At 35.0% G+C, this 15,812-nt stretch carries 12 protein-coding genes; 10 read left to right on the top strand and 2 right to left on the bottom strand.

The genetic code is table 11. From position 1 onward, the window contains the following. Position 1 precedes the first annotated feature (1 nt). A complete protein-coding gene (locus ACFS6I_RS16615) occupies positions 2 to 1,126 on the bottom strand; it encodes a CofH family radical SAM protein (RefSeq protein ID WP_132772007.1) in 1,125 nt (374 codons plus the stop codon). A gap of 264 nt (positions 1,127 to 1,390) precedes the next feature. Here ACFS6I_RS16615 and ACFS6I_RS16610 point away from each other — a divergent pair, with 264 nt between their 5' ends. The 8 genes from ACFS6I_RS16610 to ACFS6I_RS16575 all read left to right on the top strand — a co-directional run bounded on the left by ACFS6I_RS16610 (position 1,391) and on the right by ACFS6I_RS16575 (position 12,844). Then, positions 1,391 to 2,707, top strand: a complete 1,317-nt coding sequence (locus tag ACFS6I_RS16610) for a D-alanyl-D-alanine carboxypeptidase (RefSeq protein ID WP_380922250.1) — start codon at positions 1,391 to 1,393, stop codon at positions 2,705 to 2,707. Between the two features lie 51 nt (positions 2,708 to 2,758). Then, on the top strand, positions 2,759 to 4,057 hold the full coding sequence (locus tag ACFS6I_RS16605; protein ID WP_183915581.1) for an MFS transporter: 1,299 nt from the start codon (positions 2,759 to 2,761) through the stop codon (positions 4,055 to 4,057). A 24-nt stretch (positions 4,058 to 4,081) separates the two neighbouring features. Then, positions 4,082 to 4,810, top strand: coding sequence for a (Fe-S)-binding protein (locus tag ACFS6I_RS16600; protein ID WP_380922248.1), 729 nt, complete (start codon positions 4,082 to 4,084; stop codon positions 4,808 to 4,810). Positions 4,811 to 4,841: 31 nt separating this feature from the next. Further along, complete coding sequence (locus tag ACFS6I_RS16595) at positions 4,842 to 5,729, top strand: sugar phosphate isomerase/epimerase family protein (protein WP_132772003.1); 888 nt, start codon at positions 4,842 to 4,844, stop codon at positions 5,727 to 5,729. A gap of 343 nt (positions 5,730 to 6,072) precedes the next feature. After that, positions 6,073 to 7,656, top strand: a complete 1,584-nt coding sequence (locus tag ACFS6I_RS16590; protein WP_380922246.1) for a peptide MFS transporter — start codon at positions 6,073 to 6,075, stop codon at positions 7,654 to 7,656. 61 nt (positions 7,657 to 7,717) lie between these two features. Beyond that, positions 7,718 to 9,310, top strand: a complete 1,593-nt coding sequence (locus tag ACFS6I_RS16585; protein ID WP_380922244.1) for a peptide MFS transporter — start codon at positions 7,718 to 7,720, stop codon at positions 9,308 to 9,310. 182 nt (positions 9,311 to 9,492) lie between these two features. Continuing rightward, a complete protein-coding gene (locus ACFS6I_RS16580) occupies positions 9,493 to 11,259 on the top strand; it encodes a peptide MFS transporter (protein ID WP_021189744.1) in 1,767 nt (588 codons plus the stop codon). Positions 11,260 to 11,311: 52 nt separating this feature from the next. Continuing rightward, the gene (locus ACFS6I_RS16575; RefSeq protein ID WP_380922241.1) at positions 11,312 to 12,844 is read left to right on the top strand and encodes a peptide MFS transporter; all 1,533 of its coding nucleotides are present in this window, start codon (positions 11,312 to 11,314) and stop codon (positions 12,842 to 12,844) included. A gap of 66 nt (positions 12,845 to 12,910) precedes the next feature. Here ACFS6I_RS16575 and ACFS6I_RS16570 read toward each other — a convergent pair whose 3' ends face one another. Continuing rightward, on the bottom strand, positions 12,911 to 13,912 hold the full coding sequence (locus ACFS6I_RS16570; RefSeq protein ID WP_132771999.1) for an acyl-ACP desaturase: 1,002 nt from the start codon (positions 13,910 to 13,912) through the stop codon (positions 12,911 to 12,913). A 182-nt stretch (positions 13,913 to 14,094) separates the two neighbouring features. Here ACFS6I_RS16570 and ACFS6I_RS16565 point away from each other — a divergent pair, with 182 nt between their 5' ends. Together ACFS6I_RS16565 and ACFS6I_RS16560 are read left to right on the top strand one after the other, a co-directional pair. Continuing rightward, positions 14,095 to 15,333 (top strand): SufS family cysteine desulfurase, encoded by a 1,239-nt coding sequence (locus tag ACFS6I_RS16565; RefSeq protein ID WP_380922239.1) that lies wholly within the window; start codon positions 14,095 to 14,097, stop codon positions 15,331 to 15,333. A 16-nt stretch (positions 15,334 to 15,349) separates the two neighbouring features. Continuing rightward, positions 15,350 to 15,769: a SufE family protein gene (locus ACFS6I_RS16560; protein ID WP_168128031.1), complete on the top strand. Its 420-nt coding sequence runs from the start codon at positions 15,350 to 15,352 to the stop codon at positions 15,767 to 15,769. Positions 15,770 to 15,812: the final 43 nt, after the last annotated feature.

Here is a 15,812-nt window from a genome sequence, read left to right as displayed (position 1 = left end):
TTTAGTAATTGATGACTTGTTCTACCATATGTTCAGGAAGCTCGCGGAACTCATAACGCTGCGTTCTCAGTTGGGGTTCAAATCCAGCTTCTTTGATCGCTTGTTGAATAGATTTTGCTGTAAATCTATGCGGAGCTCCAGCAGCGGATACTACATTTTCCTCGATCATGATGGAACCAAAATCATTAGCACCGGCATGTAGGCATAATTGAGCTGTTCGTTTACCAACGGTCAACCAAGAAGCTTGAATGTTTTTAATATTTGGAAGCATGATTCTGCTTAATGCAATCATACGGATATATTCTTCCCCAGTTACGTCATTTGTAATGCCTCTGAGCCTTTTTAGTAAAGTACCATCATCTTGAAATGGCCAAGGAATAAATGCTACAAAACCGAAGTGGTTTTCAGGCTTTTCAGTTTGCACTTCTCTAATCCAGACAAGATGCTCGAAACGTTCTTCGATTGTTTCGATATGACCAAACATCATTGTTGCTGAGGTTGGGAGATCAATTTGATGTGCTGCACGCATTACATCTAACCATTCTTTACCGCCACATTTCCCTTTTGATATAAGGCGTCGCACACGATCATTTAAGATTTCTGCACCTGCTCCTGGTAGTGAATCTAATCCGGATTCCTTTAGGGCTTTTAATACTTCAATATGAGATAGATTCTCAAGTTTAGCAACATGGGCAATTTCTGGAGGACCTAAAGCATGGAGTTTCAATGTTGGATAGAGCTCCTTTAATTGTTTAAAAATAGTCGCATAAAATTCTAAACCAAGATCCGGGTGATGTCCCCCCTGTAACAATAATTGATCTCCTCCGTACATAAAGGTTTCCTCAATCTTCTGTTTGTATGTTTCAAGATCTGTGATGTAACTATCTTCATGGCCAGGTCTGCGAAAGAAATTACAGAATTTGCAGTTTGCAATACAAACATTTGTGGTATTTACATTACGATCGATTTGCCAAGTTACCTTTCCATGAGGTACTTGTATTTTACGTAATTCATTTGCAACATAGCTTAGATCAGCTGTGGCTGCATTATGATATAAATATATGCCTTCTTCTTTGGTTAAGAACTCAAATTTTAAGGCTTTTTCTAATAAATTGCTTACATTCATTAAGAACAAATATAAGGACCTTTTACTTTATATTTATTGATTGTCTGTAAGTTTTCATTAATACTCCTACGAAATGTTTGAAGGAACTGATCATTAATTAAGCAATGTTTTTTAGTGTAATAGCTTTCTGCTTGTTTTCATATTGAATGCAAATGTTTACTGGTTAAATAATAATTGTTTGGCTGTTTCCCTCATGCTCATTTATGGCCATGAGGGAAACAAGTTAAATCCGTATTATGTCTCAATTTTCGTAGTTTTACAGGGATGGAATTTTTTAAGAGAATATTTATTGTTTTAATTTTAGTTATTAATATTTATTATGTTAATGCCCAGGTGTTTAGTGATGTTTACGCTAAATTGCAGCAATCTCAAATACTTAATGATCATTTTTTTGGATTTTCCTTATACGATTTAGACAGTAATCGTTATGTTGTTGATATTAATGGTCACAAGCATTTTACACCGGCTTCTAATACTAAGGTTTTTACACTTTATACAGCTCTAGAAATGCTTGGTGATTCAATTCCTGGGTTACAGTATGTTGAAAAAGGTGATTCGCTCTTATTTTGGGGAACAGGTGATCCGACTTTTTTACACAGTAAAATGGATTCACATATTGTCTACAACTTTTTAAAGAAGACAGAAAAAAAGTTGTTCTTTATTCCAACTCCTATGCAGAATCGTTTTTTTGCTGCAGGTTGGACAATGGATGATTTTGATTCTTATTATCAACCCGAAATTGCAACATTTCCAATTTATGGAAATGTCGTTACTTTTAGAGAGAATTCGAACAATGGTCTGAAGTTTGTTCCAGACTTCTTCCAAGATAAGTTAACGATTGATCATTCTTTAGATAAAGGTAAGTTTACACTAAGTAGATCATTTGTTGGAAATCAATTCTTACAATCTCGGGAAAAGGTACCTTCCAACTATGTTAACGAAATTCCTTTTAAATATTCGGATACTTTAGCCATTAGATTATTATCTGACACTTTAAATAAATCTATTCAGATCATTGAATATAGTAAACCAACTGAGGTAAAAACTCTTTACTCTAATGCTACCCGTTATGTTTTACGTGAAATGATGTTACCTAGTGATAATTACCTCGCTGAGCAAATTCTCATGATGATATCACTACAGAAATTTAAGATGTTTGATACTTATTTAGTCCGCAACTGGATGAAGGAGCATTATTTTAAATATTACTCGGATGAAATTGTATTACATGATGGATCTGGTCTCTCTTCTTATAATAAGATAACGCCACAAAACATGATTGATGTTTTAGTGGCTATAAAAAATAAGCTTCCAGATGAATCTCAACGATTTAAACTTTTTTCTACAGGTGGCGTTGATGGTACATTAAAACGTTCATACAGTACTGACCGTGGTGTTCCATTTGTGTTTGCTAAAACAGGAACCATTACATCAGTTTACTGTCAAAGTGGATACTTAATAACCCGATCTGGAAAAAAACTTGCTTTTTCTTTTTTAAATAATAATTTTATTGATGAAAGAAGCGCGATTATTAGAAAGGAAATGGTTAATATCATGACTTATATCAGGCAGAATTATTAATATTTCAGTTTATACTGCTTAATTATTATTTTTATCGACTAAACCTTCAGTATGTCTGTTATTAAAAAAGATAATAAAAAATTAATTCGTTCTTGGGCCATGTTTGATTGGGCTAATTCGGCCTACAATCTGGTTATTACATCAACGATTTTTCCTGTTTACTATACAACAATCACCAATACAAAAGAACATGGTGATGTGGTTAAGTTCTTTGGGTTTGAATTTGTTAATACGGCATTATCAAATTTTGCTTTAGCATTTGCTTATTTGGTCATGGCATTGACTTTACCTTTTATTTCTTCGTACGCAGATGCAAATGGCAAGAAGAAACAAATTATGAAGTTTTTTACTACTGCTGGAGCAGTCGCATGTATGGGACTCTTTTTCTTTAAGCTGGAAACTTTGGAAGTTGGTATTATCTGTTTTGTGATTGCCGCGATGGGGTATATAGGCGGTGTTCTATTTAACAATTCTTATCTTCCTCTTATCGCTTCTGTGGAACAGCAAGATAAGGTGAGTGCACAAGGTTTTTCCTATGGTTATGTGGGCTGTGTTACCTTACAGATTTTATGTTTTATTATTGTACTTAAACCTGATTGGTTTGGTATTACTGATCCTTCTTTACCGGCAAGGGTTTCCTTTTTAATGGTTGGAATTTGGTGGTTGGGATTTTCTCTTATTCCTTTCAAATATCTTCCTAACATTCCGGCTACCCGAAAAGGTGAGGGTTTGTCATTAATTAACAAGGTAAAAGCAGAAATTTCTTCAGTTTGGGGGCATATTCAGCAAATAGAGGAGATCAAAAAATTTCTTCCCGCATTTTTCTTTTACAGTATAGGGGTACAGACATTAATGATTGTCGCATCGGCATTTGGAGAGAAGGTATTGCATTTGGGCGCGACTAAATTAATTGGTACTATTTTATTGATTCAACTTGTTGCAATTGCAGGTGCATTTATTATGTCGGCTATTTCAGCTCGTATTGGAAATGTTCGAGTGTTGATGTTAGTTGTGGTTATTTGGATCAGTATCTGCATTTCTGCTTATTTTTTAACAACCGAAATTCAATTTTATATATTGGCAGCTTTGGTTGGACTGGTAATGGGAGGAATTCAATCGCTTTCAAGATCGACATTCTCTAAATTAATTCCTGAAGGTATACAGGATACAACGGCTTTTTTCTCTTTTTATGATGTTACAGAGAAATTAGCAATTGTGGTGGGTTTGTTTTCATTTGCGCTGATTGAACAAATGACACATAATATTAGATATTCGGCATTATCCTTATCTTTATTTTTTGTAATTGGATTGTTACTGCTCGCTCGTCTGTTGCGGTTCAATAAATCCTAAATTTAAATTTTAGAATATTAACATATGAAAGTTGAACTTTTTGTTCCTTGCTTTATAGATCAGTTGTATCCGGAAACGGCTTTTAATACTATTCGACTGTTAGAGAAAGCAGGATGTGAAGTTACTTATAACGCAGAGCAAACATGTTGTGGTCAACCTGCTTATAATGCCGGTTTTTGGGATGAGGCAACAGTTGTTGGGCAAAAATTTTTAAAAGATTTTAGTGCAGATCATTATATAGTTTCGCCATCTACATCATGTACCGGAATGGTGAAGTATAGTTACAATGATTTATTCACAGGCTCTATTGAGCAGTCACACTGTCGTTCGATACAGAAAAATATATTTGAAATTTCTGATTTTTTAGTAAATGTCGTTAAGAAGGATTATTTTGGTGCTGAGTTAGAGGGGATTGCTGTTTATCATGATGCATGTTCAGCATTACGAGAGTGTAAAATCAAAGATGAACCGCGGCATTTATTAAGTAAAGTCCTTGGTCTAGAAATGGTGGAAGTAAAGGATAGTGAAGTTTGCTGTGGTTTTGGTGGAACATTTTCAGTAAAATTTGAAGGAATCTCTTCTGCTATGGCAGAGCAAAAAGTAAAAAATGCCATGGATATGCATGCTGATTACATTATTTCGACAGATGCCTCATGCTTACTTCAGTTACAAGCATATATCGATCAATATCGATTACCAATAAAAACTATTCACCTGGTTGATGTTTTAACAGCAGGTTGGGGTAATATTTAAAAATAAAGAACTTAAACTAAATACTATAATTATGAATTCAAGAAGAGATTTTCTCAAAAATTTGGGTTTAACGGCTGCCGGAGTAGCCTTAATGCCGAGCTTAGATTTGCTGGCAGCACCTAAAAACTGGTTCGATATTTCATTAGCTGAGTGGTCATTGCACAAAACATTATTTAAGGGAGATCTTAAAAATATCGATTTTCCTGAATTAGCGGCAAAAAAATTCGGAATTTATGGAGTTGAATACGTGAATGCTTTTTTTAAGGATAAAGCACAAGATATGACGTATTTGAAAGATCTTAATAATCGCGCTAAAGACAATGGTGTTCGTAACGTTTTAATTATGATCGATGGCGAGGGTAATTTAGGTGATGAAGATGCTACTAAACGTAAACAAGCTGTTGAGAATCATTATAAATGGATTGATGCGGCAAACTTTTTGGGATGTCACGCAGTACGTGTAAATGCCGCTGGTAAAGGTACTCCAGAAGAAGTTAAAAAAGCTGTAGTAGAAAGTTTATCTACTTTGGCTGATTATGGTAAAAAATCGAAAATAAGTGTTATCGTTGAAAATCATGGTGGTATTTCATCACATGGCGATTGGTTAGCAGATACTTTAAAAACTGTAGGTAAAAAGAATTGTGGAAGTTTACCTGATTTGGGTAATTTTTACGAATATGATCGCTATCAAGGTGTTCAGGATTTAATGCCGTATGCCAAAGGAGTGAGTGCTAAAACACATGATTTTGATGCAAATGGTAATGAAACTCAAATTGATTACGCACGCATGCTTAAAATAGTAAAAGATGCTAAATTTAAAGGTTATATCGGTATCGAATACGAAGGAAGCAATATCAGTGAAGAAGCAGGTATTTTTGCTTCAAAAAAATTATTGGAGCGTTTACGTCCAACAATTTAATAGTTAAGTATAATAGCGTACAAAACTTTTAGATAGCTGAAACCCTTTATTTATGAATTTGCATAAATAAAGGGTTTTTTGTTGAATTTAAATCTCTATTAAGCTTATTTGTGGGAATGATTATTTTTCTAAGCTGTGAAGAAACTGCGTGTCATTGTATTACTTTAACACCATTTAGTATCTGTCTCATGTCGCTAGCATGTTGAAGTATGACTTTTAAATGCTTAAGATAAGGCAAAAACAGTTTTATGAAAAATTCGATTGTTTATACGGCAACTGAATTAAATTAGTATTTTGCAACTCCTTATTTAAAGAAAAACAAATATTAAAACAAACCAAAAATATGAGTCAGGTAAAAGATGATGCTCTTGCCACGCATTTGCATCAGCTGCAATTAGAAAACATTTTAGTAAAAGGTCATCCAGCGGGTTTATTTGTTTTATTTTTTACTGAAATGTGGGAACGTTTCAGTTATTACGGTATGCGCGCTTTGCTGACAATTTTCTTAATTAGTGAAATTTCAAGTGGGGGATGGGGATGGACGAATGCTGAAGCGATGAAGCTGTATGGTCTTTATACTGGTTTTGTGTTTTTAACTCCGCTCATCGGAGGAGTAATTGCTGATCGCTTGCTTGGATATAAAAATGCAATTTTAATTGGTGCCTTAACGATGACCATAGGTCACGCTTCCATGGCGTTGGAAGGAATAAATTCTAATTTTTTCTTTCTAGGATTAGTACTTATGATTTTAGGTAATGGAATGTTTAAACCAAATATTGCTTCGATGGTTGGAAAATTATATCCAGATTCTAGTAGTAAGAAAGATGCCGGCTACACTATTTTTTATATGGGTATCAACGGTGGGGCATTTTTGGGTATGATGTTATGCGGTTATATCGGAGAGAAAGTTGGCTGGCACTTTGGTTTTGGCTTAGCAGGTGTTTTCATGTTCTTGGGTATGTTGCAATTTTATTTTGCTCAAAAGATATTTGGAATTATAGGTGATTCGCCCAAATTGCAACACGTTGATCAGGTAAAAGAAATAGATGATCCTAATGAGTTAAAAACACCTGCACATGTAACCCGTGACCGATTAATTGTTATCGGTATTTTTATGTTTGCGAGTATTATTTTTCATTTAGCTTTTGAGCAAGCTGGGGGATCGATGACGATTTTTGCAAAGAACTACACCCAACGGGTTCTCGAGGGAAATACTGCCGTTATTTTTAAATGGGTCGATGCGGCTTTGACGGTATTTCCAATACTTGTCGTTTCCGCCGTTTTATTTGCATTAGCAAAAAAGATCTGGTCCAAGTATCCACTTATTGTTATATGTTCGGCACTTTCATTTTTAATTATCTGGGTACTTTGCGGTTGGAAATTATTTAGGGAATTTAATTCGTTGAGTTCTGAAGTTACTGTCTCTTGGTTTCCAATGCTAAATTCGTTTTTTATCATCACTTTAGCGACCTCTTTTAGTCGTATCTGGGAAAGAGTTTGGAATCCTTCGGGGCCTATAAAGCTTGCTTTAGGTTTAGCAATTGTTGGTTTAAGTTTTGCAGCGTTGGCCTATGGCAGTTTAGCTATCCCCCAAGGGGCTAAAACAGCTTCAGTGAGTATGATCTGGTTGGTATTGGCTTATTTTCTGCAGACAGTTGGAGAGCTCTGTTTATCACCAGTTGGTCTTTCTTATGTAAGTAAATTATCGCCTCAGAAAGTCATTGGTCTTCTATTTGGTATCTGGTATTGCGGAAATGCGATTGCCAATTTTATAGGAGGTTTTATAGGTTCTTACATAGATGATATTACGGCAACGCACTCTATGTCTTATTTCTTTGGTATGTTTACCGTTGTTTCTTTTATATTTGCCCTAATATTGGTTTTGTGTAGTTCGGGGATTAAGAAAATGATGCACGGTATTCATTAATCCATAACTTTTTGTTAATTTGCTAAAATTTTAAACTTAGATAACCCTATTAATATATTATATGTATCAAGAAAGAGATGAAGCTCTTGTTATCCATTTGAAAAAACAAGGTGTGGACGATAAGATGGTAATTGGACATCCTGCGGGATTATTTGTCCTATTTTTTACCGAAATGTGGGAACGTTTTAGTTATTATGGCATGCGTGCTTTACTGACATTATTCTTAATCAGTTCTCTTGCTGATGAAGGATGGGGATGGAGTAATGAGGAAGCCATGAAGCTTTATGGACTTTATACTGGTTTGGTTTATTTGACACCATTAATTGGTGGCATGATAGCTGATAAGTTGACTGGATTTAAAAAAGCAATTTTAATTGGTGCATTGATTATGACCATGGGCCACTTATCTATGGCGTTTGAAGGGATAAACCAAAATTTCTTTTACGTTGGTCTTGGTTTAATGATTCTTGGTAATGGTATGTTCAAACCAAATATTTCCTCCATGGTTGGAAATCTTTATCCAGATGCTAGTGCTAAGAAAGATGCGGGATACACGATATTCTATATGGGTATTAATGCGGGATCTTTTCTTGGTATGTTACTTTGTGGTTATATTGGAGAGAAGGTTGGCTGGCACTACGGATTTGGTTTAGCTGGTGTTTTTATGTTTTTTGGAATGTTGCAATTCTACTTTGCCCAGAAGATTTTTGGTGTCATTGGTGAGTCTCCAAAAGCTACCAAAGCTTTTCATGATGAAAAGATAAAAAATCACGAAGAAGAACCTGATGAAGTGATTCCTCCAAATGTGGTAAGGGACCGTTTGATTGTGATTGCGGTATTAATGATTGCAAGTATCGTTTTCTTCTTAGCATTTGAGCAGGCAGGAGGATCAATGTCTATTTTTGCTAAAGATTATACACAACGTGTTCTTTCGGGAAACACAGCTACTACTTTTAAATGGATAGATACCATTTTAACCATTGCACCAATGGTTATTGTTAGTGTTGTCTTGTTTGCATTAGCAAAACGTATCTATAAGCAATACCCATTAACTATTATATTTACAGGAATTTCATTTGCAGTTATCTGGTGTTTAGGTTTATGGAAAGTTTTTAGAGAATTTGGCGCTACAGAAACAGAAGTAGCTGCTTCATGGTTCCAAATCTTAAATGCTTTTTTTATCATTTCATTAGCAAATTCATTCAGTAAGTTTTGGGAAAAGGTCTGGAATCCATCAGGTCCAGTGAAATTTGCTTTAGGACTTGCTTTGGTAGGTGTCGGTTTTGCCGCTTTAGCTTACGGCGCAAGTGAAATACCTCAAGGAGCTAAGACTGCAACTGTGAGTATGATCTGGTTGATTATTGCTTATTTCTTTCACTCTACAGGAGAATTATGCTTATCGCCAGTTGGTCTATCTTATGTAAGTAAGTTATCTCCTAAGAAATTATTAGGTCTATTGTTTGGATTTTGGTTCTGTGCATCTGCAATCGCTAACTTTATAGGTGGTTACTTAGGATCATATATTGATAAAATTACTGCTGAACATTCTATGTCATACTTCTTTATGATTTTTGCCATTGTTCCAGCAGCTACAGCTTTAATTTTATTAATTCTAAACCCAGTGTTAAAGAAAATGATGCACGGTATCAATTAATCTGTGCTCATTATATAATATTTAGAAGAGGCGTTTCGGTAGAGACGTCTCTTTTTGTTTTTAAATGATGCCTTATAATAGAGATAATACAATTATTCAGTAAAAAATGCGATTGTTTTTTGTTTCTTTGTAGACTGTTAATACATTTTTTTAATACGCATAAATAGATTTAAATTATTGATATGAGTCAAGCATCTAAGGCTTCATTTTCAGGAGGGACGACTTCTGATTTTTATAAATCAAATGTTTTAGGACAACGATCGGGATTATTTGTCCTATTCTTTACCGAAATGTGGGAACGATTTTCGTTCTACGGTATGCGGGTATTGTTGATCCAGTTTTTGACTGCTGCAGTTCTAAAAGGAGGCTGGGCATGGAGTGCAGAACAAGCCGGAGCATTATACGGTACATATGCGATGATGCTGTATTTAACTCCAATTTTGGGTGGTATTATAGCCGATAAATATATTGGATCACGTAAAGCTGTAATTATTGGATCTATTATCATGACAATCGGTCATGCTTCAATGGCATTTGATACACAGATGATGTTTTTTATTGGTTTAGCATGTTTAGTGATCGGTACAGGTTTCTTTAAGCCTAATATGCCATCTATATTAGGTGAAATGTATAAAGATCTACCTGAAAAGAAAGATGGCGCCTATACGATCTTTTATATGGGGGTCAATGCGGGGGCATTTTTTGGTATGATGCTTTGTGGTTATATTGCCGAAACACAAGGATGGCACTGGGGATTTGGTTTAGCCGGAATTTTTATGCTTTTAGGGACATTACAATTTGTGTTTGCTAAACCTTTAATGGGTAATCTAGGGATATTAGGTAAAGCGAAAGACTTAAGTGCTGAAGATAAATTGTTAGAAGATGCTGACAAAAGAAATCCTTTTACTTCCCTTGATTACATCTTAATAGCTATTATCTCGATCATAGGATTTTTATATGCTTTTAATGATCCATTGTCTAAAAATGGTATTATAGATATGTTTAGTGCATTGGACTTACCATTCTTGAGAGGTCAATACCTGATGATCTTTATTGCTTTAGTTCTTTTCATCTATTTAATTGCATCTCGTATAGGACGATATGATAAAGTTGTAAGGGATAGAATGATAGCTGTGGTATTTCTAGCCTTCTTTTTAATATTCTTCTTTATGAGTTTTGAGCAGGGAGCTACTTCATTGGTTATAGTTGCTCGGGATTATATCGATAGAAGTTTAACTGGTGCTGCTTTGACTACTTTTAATATTGTAAATGCGTTATTAACGATTGTTCCTTTGGGACTTATATCTTGGGTATTAATCAAGTTAGCAAAAGCGACATGGAATAAAATTGCTTTATCTAATATCATTTTGATTATTTGTTTTGTACTTATTTGGGGTGCAGCAATCTGGATGTTGAAAAATGAGTTTTCTAAAGAAGCTTCGGAGATTACTGTTTCTTGGTTCTCAACATTAAATTCCTTTTTTATTATTGCTTTAGCTTCAACGGTTTCTAAACTATGGGAGTCTAAGTATAATCCTTCAGCCGCGATGAAATATGGTTACGGTTTAATTTTAGTAGCGATTGGATTTTTGGTCATTGGTTTAGGCTCATGGGGAATTGGTGAGGGTGTTAAAATCTCCATGATATTTCTAATTCTTACTTATTTATTCCACACTTTGGGTGAGTTATTTATCTCTCCGGTAGGTCTTTCTTATGTTTCGAAACTTGTACCGGGCCGTATGCTGGCTTTTATGTTTGGTATCTGGTATTTAGCTATTGCGATTGCGCAAAAAGTTGCCGCCGTATTAGGTGGACAAGTGGAGACTATTCAGCAGGAATATTCCTTAAGTCACTTCTTCTTTTTGTTTACTGCTATTCCAGCAGCAGCAGGTTTGTTAGTAATGGTATTTAATCCTATTATTAAAAAATTGATGCACGGCGTTAAATAATGAAATCTGATAGAGCTTCCTAATAAGGAAGCTCTTTTTAATAATAATCGAAATGTCAAAACAAGGACAACAAACATTAGAACAAGTTCAACATTTTGAAGGAAAATATCCAAAGCAGATTTGGAGTTTATTTTTCTCGGAAATGTGGGAACGCTTTTGCTTTTACGGTATGCGGGGTATGCTGGTTTTCTTTATGATCACGCAGCTTAATTTTGCAGAAAAGGAAGCAAATTTGCAATACGGAGCGACTCAGGCTTTTGTATATGCTTTTACTTTTATCGGTGGTTTATTTGCTGATAAAATATTAGGATTTAGAAAATCTCTTTTTTGGGGTGGTACTTTGATGATTGTTGGTAGTGCATTATTAGCAACAGATCCACATCAATTTTTCTTCTTCGGATTAGCATTTATCATTATCGGGACGGGTTTTTTTAAGCCAAATATTTCAACAATGGTGGGTGAATTATATCGCTCGGATGATAATCGTCGCGATGCGGGATTTTCATTATTCTATGCTGGGATAAACTTAGGTGCATTCCTAGGTGGGTACATTTGTGTTGCAATTGGAAAGGGATATATGCTAGCTTCAGTAATTGATGAGGCACATCGTTGGAATGTTGCTTTTGGTCTAGCTGCTATCGGTATGCTGATCAGTCTCATTAATTTTCATTTTACCAAGTTTCACTTAGGACCTATCGGTTTAAAGCCAGGACATCCAGATGCTATTGTTAAAGTTAAGGCATTACCTAAGTGGGCAGAATATGCTGTTTATCTAGCGACTTTATTATTAATACCGTTAGTGCAGGTGATGGTTTCTAAAACGGAGTATACGGATATTTTTATGTACCTAATCGGTCCATTGACATTGATATACTTGTTCTATGAAATGACAAAACTAAATAAGGTCGAAAGAAATAAATTGATTGCTGCTTTGGTCTTTATTTTATTTTCTATCATTTTTTGGGGAATTTACGAACAGAGTGGTGGTTCATTGAGCATTTTTGCAGCGAAGAATTTGAATGACTCCATGTTAGGTGGATTATTTCATTTAGATCCTAATGGCGTTAATAATTCGGGAGGAGCATTTTTCATTATTATTTTGGCTCCAATTTTTGGACTATTGTGGATTTGGCTGTCAAAAAGAAAGATGGAACCGAATACCATTATTAAATTTGGTTTAGGATTTATTTTTCTAGGTTTAGGTTATTACGTATTATTTGGAACTAAATTTTTTGCGCAGGATGGAATCGCATCTTTAGATATCTTTACTTTAGCGCTTTTAGTGATCACTGTTGGTGAATTATGTTTATCGCCTATTGGTTTATCTATAATGACTAAACTGTCGCCAGGGAAGCTGCAGGGAATTATGATGGGGATGTGGTTTTTAGCTAGTGCTTATGGTCAATATGTAGCGGGTTTAATAGGAGCTAGTATGGCTGAAGCTCGAGAAGGTGATTCTTTGGCGGATAAATTAATCACTTATACGGATAGCTATAAGCAACTGGGTATTTATTCTTTAATAGCCGGAGTGGTTTTAATTGCTTTATCACCATTGGTGAAGAAATTAATGGGGGGAGTGAAATAATCCACTTATCCATAATTTTGTGAAATAATAAAAAAAGCTCGATAATTAATTATCGAGCTTTTTTTATTATTTCTGATCGTAGATCCATTTAAACTTATATTCCGTTTCTGGAACCTTCATTCTGTCTGCTAATCTAAGTAAGCGATCTGGTAGTCTCATTAGATAATCTCTCGCTTTTTCTCCTTTTTCATTTAAACCGGTCACTTGATCGATTTTCCAATCAGCATTTAATTCTTTTAATATATCAACATAATCAATCGCTGTATAGATATTGAGACGTTGTGCTGCATCAGAAAAGTGCGCAAATGCTTCCCCTTGTGGTTCTCCGGACTCCCTTAAGAATTGTGCAGGCATAACAATTTTCTTACGCATCATATCTTCAAAAGCAATCATTACTTCACTAGGATCAACGACTAATGCATGGGATATAAATGACATATATGCTTTGGCATGACGTGCTTCATCTGAAGCAATAACACCACACATTTTTGCTAATAATTTATCACCGCTCTTTTTGGAGAGACCTGCGACCCGGCGGTGAGAAACATTGGTTGCTAATTCTTGGAAAGATGTGTAAATAAAGTTACGGTAAGGGTCTGCTCCAGTACCAATATCAAAACCATCTTTTATTAAATATTGTGTTGAGATCTCGAATTGACGCATATCAATTCTTCCTGATAAATATAGATACTTGTTCAGAAGGTCACCATGACGATTTTCTTCAGCAGTCCAAGCACGTACCCATCTCATCCAGCCACCTTGTTCATTTTTCTCTACATCCTCAACCATGGTTAACCAGGATTCGTATGTAGGTAACGCTTCTTCTGTAATCGTATCACCAACTAATACAGCAACTAAATCATATGGAAGTTCTCTTGCACTCTCTTGCAAATCTCTAATTTCTTCAAAAAATGTATCTCTAGAAGCATCTGGTAGAAAATCTGCAGGTTGCCACATTTCGTCTACAGGCTTTAAATAATCGCTCATCTCGTTAAGCATGAACGGTTCCAAATAGCTCATAACTTCTTTTCGTGAGCCTTCGGGTAAATTTAGAGGTAATTCTTGCATATCAATACAAAGATAATTAAATAGGTTCAATATTAATTGTATTAGAAAAAAGATTATACGTTTATGTGATAAAAATCAAGTATAGAGCTAAATTAAAAAAATGGGACAAATGTGTCGCTATATTTAAAAAGTAGATAACGAAGACATTTTTTCGCTAAAATACTGTTAACTTTGCTCATATCATGAAGCAAAACAAATTGAAAGATTTCGATGTAAGTAAGATAAGAGCAGACTTTCCAATACTTAAAAGGGAAGTCAATGGAAAGCCTTTAGTTTATTTAGATAACGGAGCGACGACTCAAAAGCCGCAGTCTGTTATTGATGCAATAACTCATTATTATTCAGATATGAATAGTAATGTTCACCGAGGAGTTCATTATTTAAGTCAAATTTCCACGGACGCTTTTGAAGTGACTAGAAGGAATATTCAGTCTTTTATAAATGCTAGGCATGAGCATGAAATCATTATCACTACAGGTACAACCCATAGTATTAATATAATTGCGACTTGTTTTGGTAAAGCAAATATTGGCCTTGGTGATGAGATCATTATTTCGGCAATGGAGCATCATTCAAACATAGTTCCATGGCAGATGATCTGTGAAGAAAAAGGTGCTATTCTAAAGGTTATTCCTATGAATGAGCAGGGGGAACTGGATATCGAAGCTTATAAAGGGTTGTTCTCTGAAAAAACTAAGATTGCTTCTTTTACTTATGTTTCAAATTCATTAGGTACGATCAATCCTATTAAAGATATGATTGCTATAGCACATGAACATCATGTTCCTGTTTTTTTAGATGCAGCTCAAGCTATTCAACATATAAAAATTGATGTACAAGATCTAGATGTCGATTTTCTTGCTTTTTCTGGACATAAAATGTATGGCCCTACGGGTATTGGAGTTTTATATGGAAAAGAGGATGCTTTGAATGCTATCCCTCCTTACCAGGGTGGGGGAGATATGATTAAAGAAGTGACTTTTGAGAAGACAACGTATAATGAATTACCATTTAAGTTTGAGGCAGGGACACCAAATATTGAAGCAGGTATTTGTTTAAATGCTGCTATCGAGTACATTAATGCTATCGGTATTGATGAGATTGCTTCTTATGAGGAAGAATTATTGTCTTACGCACAAGAGCAATTGGAAACTGTACCAGGAATTCGTTTTATTGGTACAGCGGCTCATAAGAGTTCGGTAATCTCTTTTCTGATTGATGGTACTCACCCTTATGATGTTGGGGTTATTTTAGATAAGTTAGGAATTGCAGTTCGTACAGGGCATCATTGTGCACAGCCGGTTATGGACAAATTCGGTATTCCAGGTACAATAAGGGCTTCATTTGCCTTGTACAATACGAAACAAGAGGTGGATACTTTAGTTGCAGGTCTAAAGAGGGCTGCAAATATGTTAGTTTAAAAAAATATAAATAGTAATGACTATTAACGAAATACAAGATGAGTTAATTGAGGATTTTTCTTTTTTTACAGATTGGATGGAAAAATATGAATATATCATTCAATTAGGAAAGGAAGTTCCATTAATAAGTGAAGAACATAAAAAAGATGATTACATCATTAAAGGATGCCAATCGAAAGTTTGGTTATTTCCTGAAGTGAAAGATGGAAAAGTGTATTTCACTGCTGATAGTGATGCAATCATTACAAAAGGCTTGGTGAGTTTGATGGTAAAGGTTTTGTCTGGTCATACAGCAAAAGAAATTGTGGATGCTGATTTATATTTTATTAATCAGATCGGTCTTCATGAACATCTTTCGCCGACTCGTGCCAATGGATTGCTATCCATGGTGAAACAAATGAAATTGTACGCCTTGGCTTTGCAGGCGAGAGCATAAATAAATTAGAACACTATTAGGTTAGGGGTTTAAGTTTTATTAA

The organism is Sphingobacterium anhuiense, from assembly GCF_042686355.1.
Classification (GTDB): domain Bacteria; phylum Bacteroidota; class Bacteroidia; order Sphingobacteriales; family Sphingobacteriaceae; genus Sphingobacterium; species Sphingobacterium anhuiense.
This window is presented reverse-complemented; position numbering and strand designations above follow the sequence as displayed.

Coding starts and splice junctions, on each gene's coding strand:
- ACFS6I_RS16590 (WP_380922246.1), top strand. CDS start 6,073: ATGAGTCAGGTAAAAGATGATGCTCTTGCCACGCATTTGCATCAGCTG.
- ACFS6I_RS16615 (WP_132772007.1), bottom strand. CDS start 1,126: ATGAATGTAAGCAATTTATTAGAAAAAGCCTTAAAATTTGAGTTCTTA.
- ACFS6I_RS16580 (WP_021189744.1), top strand. CDS start 9,493: ATGAGTCAAGCATCTAAGGCTTCATTTTCAGGAGGGACGACTTCTGAT.
- ACFS6I_RS16610 (WP_380922250.1), top strand. CDS start 1,391: ATGGAATTTTTTAAGAGAATATTTATTGTTTTAATTTTAGTTATTAAT.
- ACFS6I_RS16605 (WP_183915581.1), top strand. CDS start 2,759: ATGTCTGTTATTAAAAAAGATAATAAAAAATTAATTCGTTCTTGGGCC.
- ACFS6I_RS16570 (WP_132771999.1), bottom strand. CDS start 13,912: ATGCAAGAATTACCTCTAAATTTACCCGAAGGCTCACGAAAAGAAGTT.
- ACFS6I_RS16600 (WP_380922248.1), top strand. CDS start 4,082: ATGAAAGTTGAACTTTTTGTTCCTTGCTTTATAGATCAGTTGTATCCG.
- ACFS6I_RS16595 (WP_132772003.1), top strand. CDS start 4,842: ATGAATTCAAGAAGAGATTTTCTCAAAAATTTGGGTTTAACGGCTGCC.
- ACFS6I_RS16565 (WP_380922239.1), top strand. CDS start 14,095: ATGAAGCAAAACAAATTGAAAGATTTCGATGTAAGTAAGATAAGAGCA.
- ACFS6I_RS16585 (WP_380922244.1), top strand. CDS start 7,718: ATGTATCAAGAAAGAGATGAAGCTCTTGTTATCCATTTGAAAAAACAA.
- ACFS6I_RS16560 (WP_168128031.1), top strand. CDS start 15,350: ATGACTATTAACGAAATACAAGATGAGTTAATTGAGGATTTTTCTTTT.
- ACFS6I_RS16575 (WP_380922241.1), top strand. CDS start 11,312: ATGTCAAAACAAGGACAACAAACATTAGAACAAGTTCAACATTTTGAA.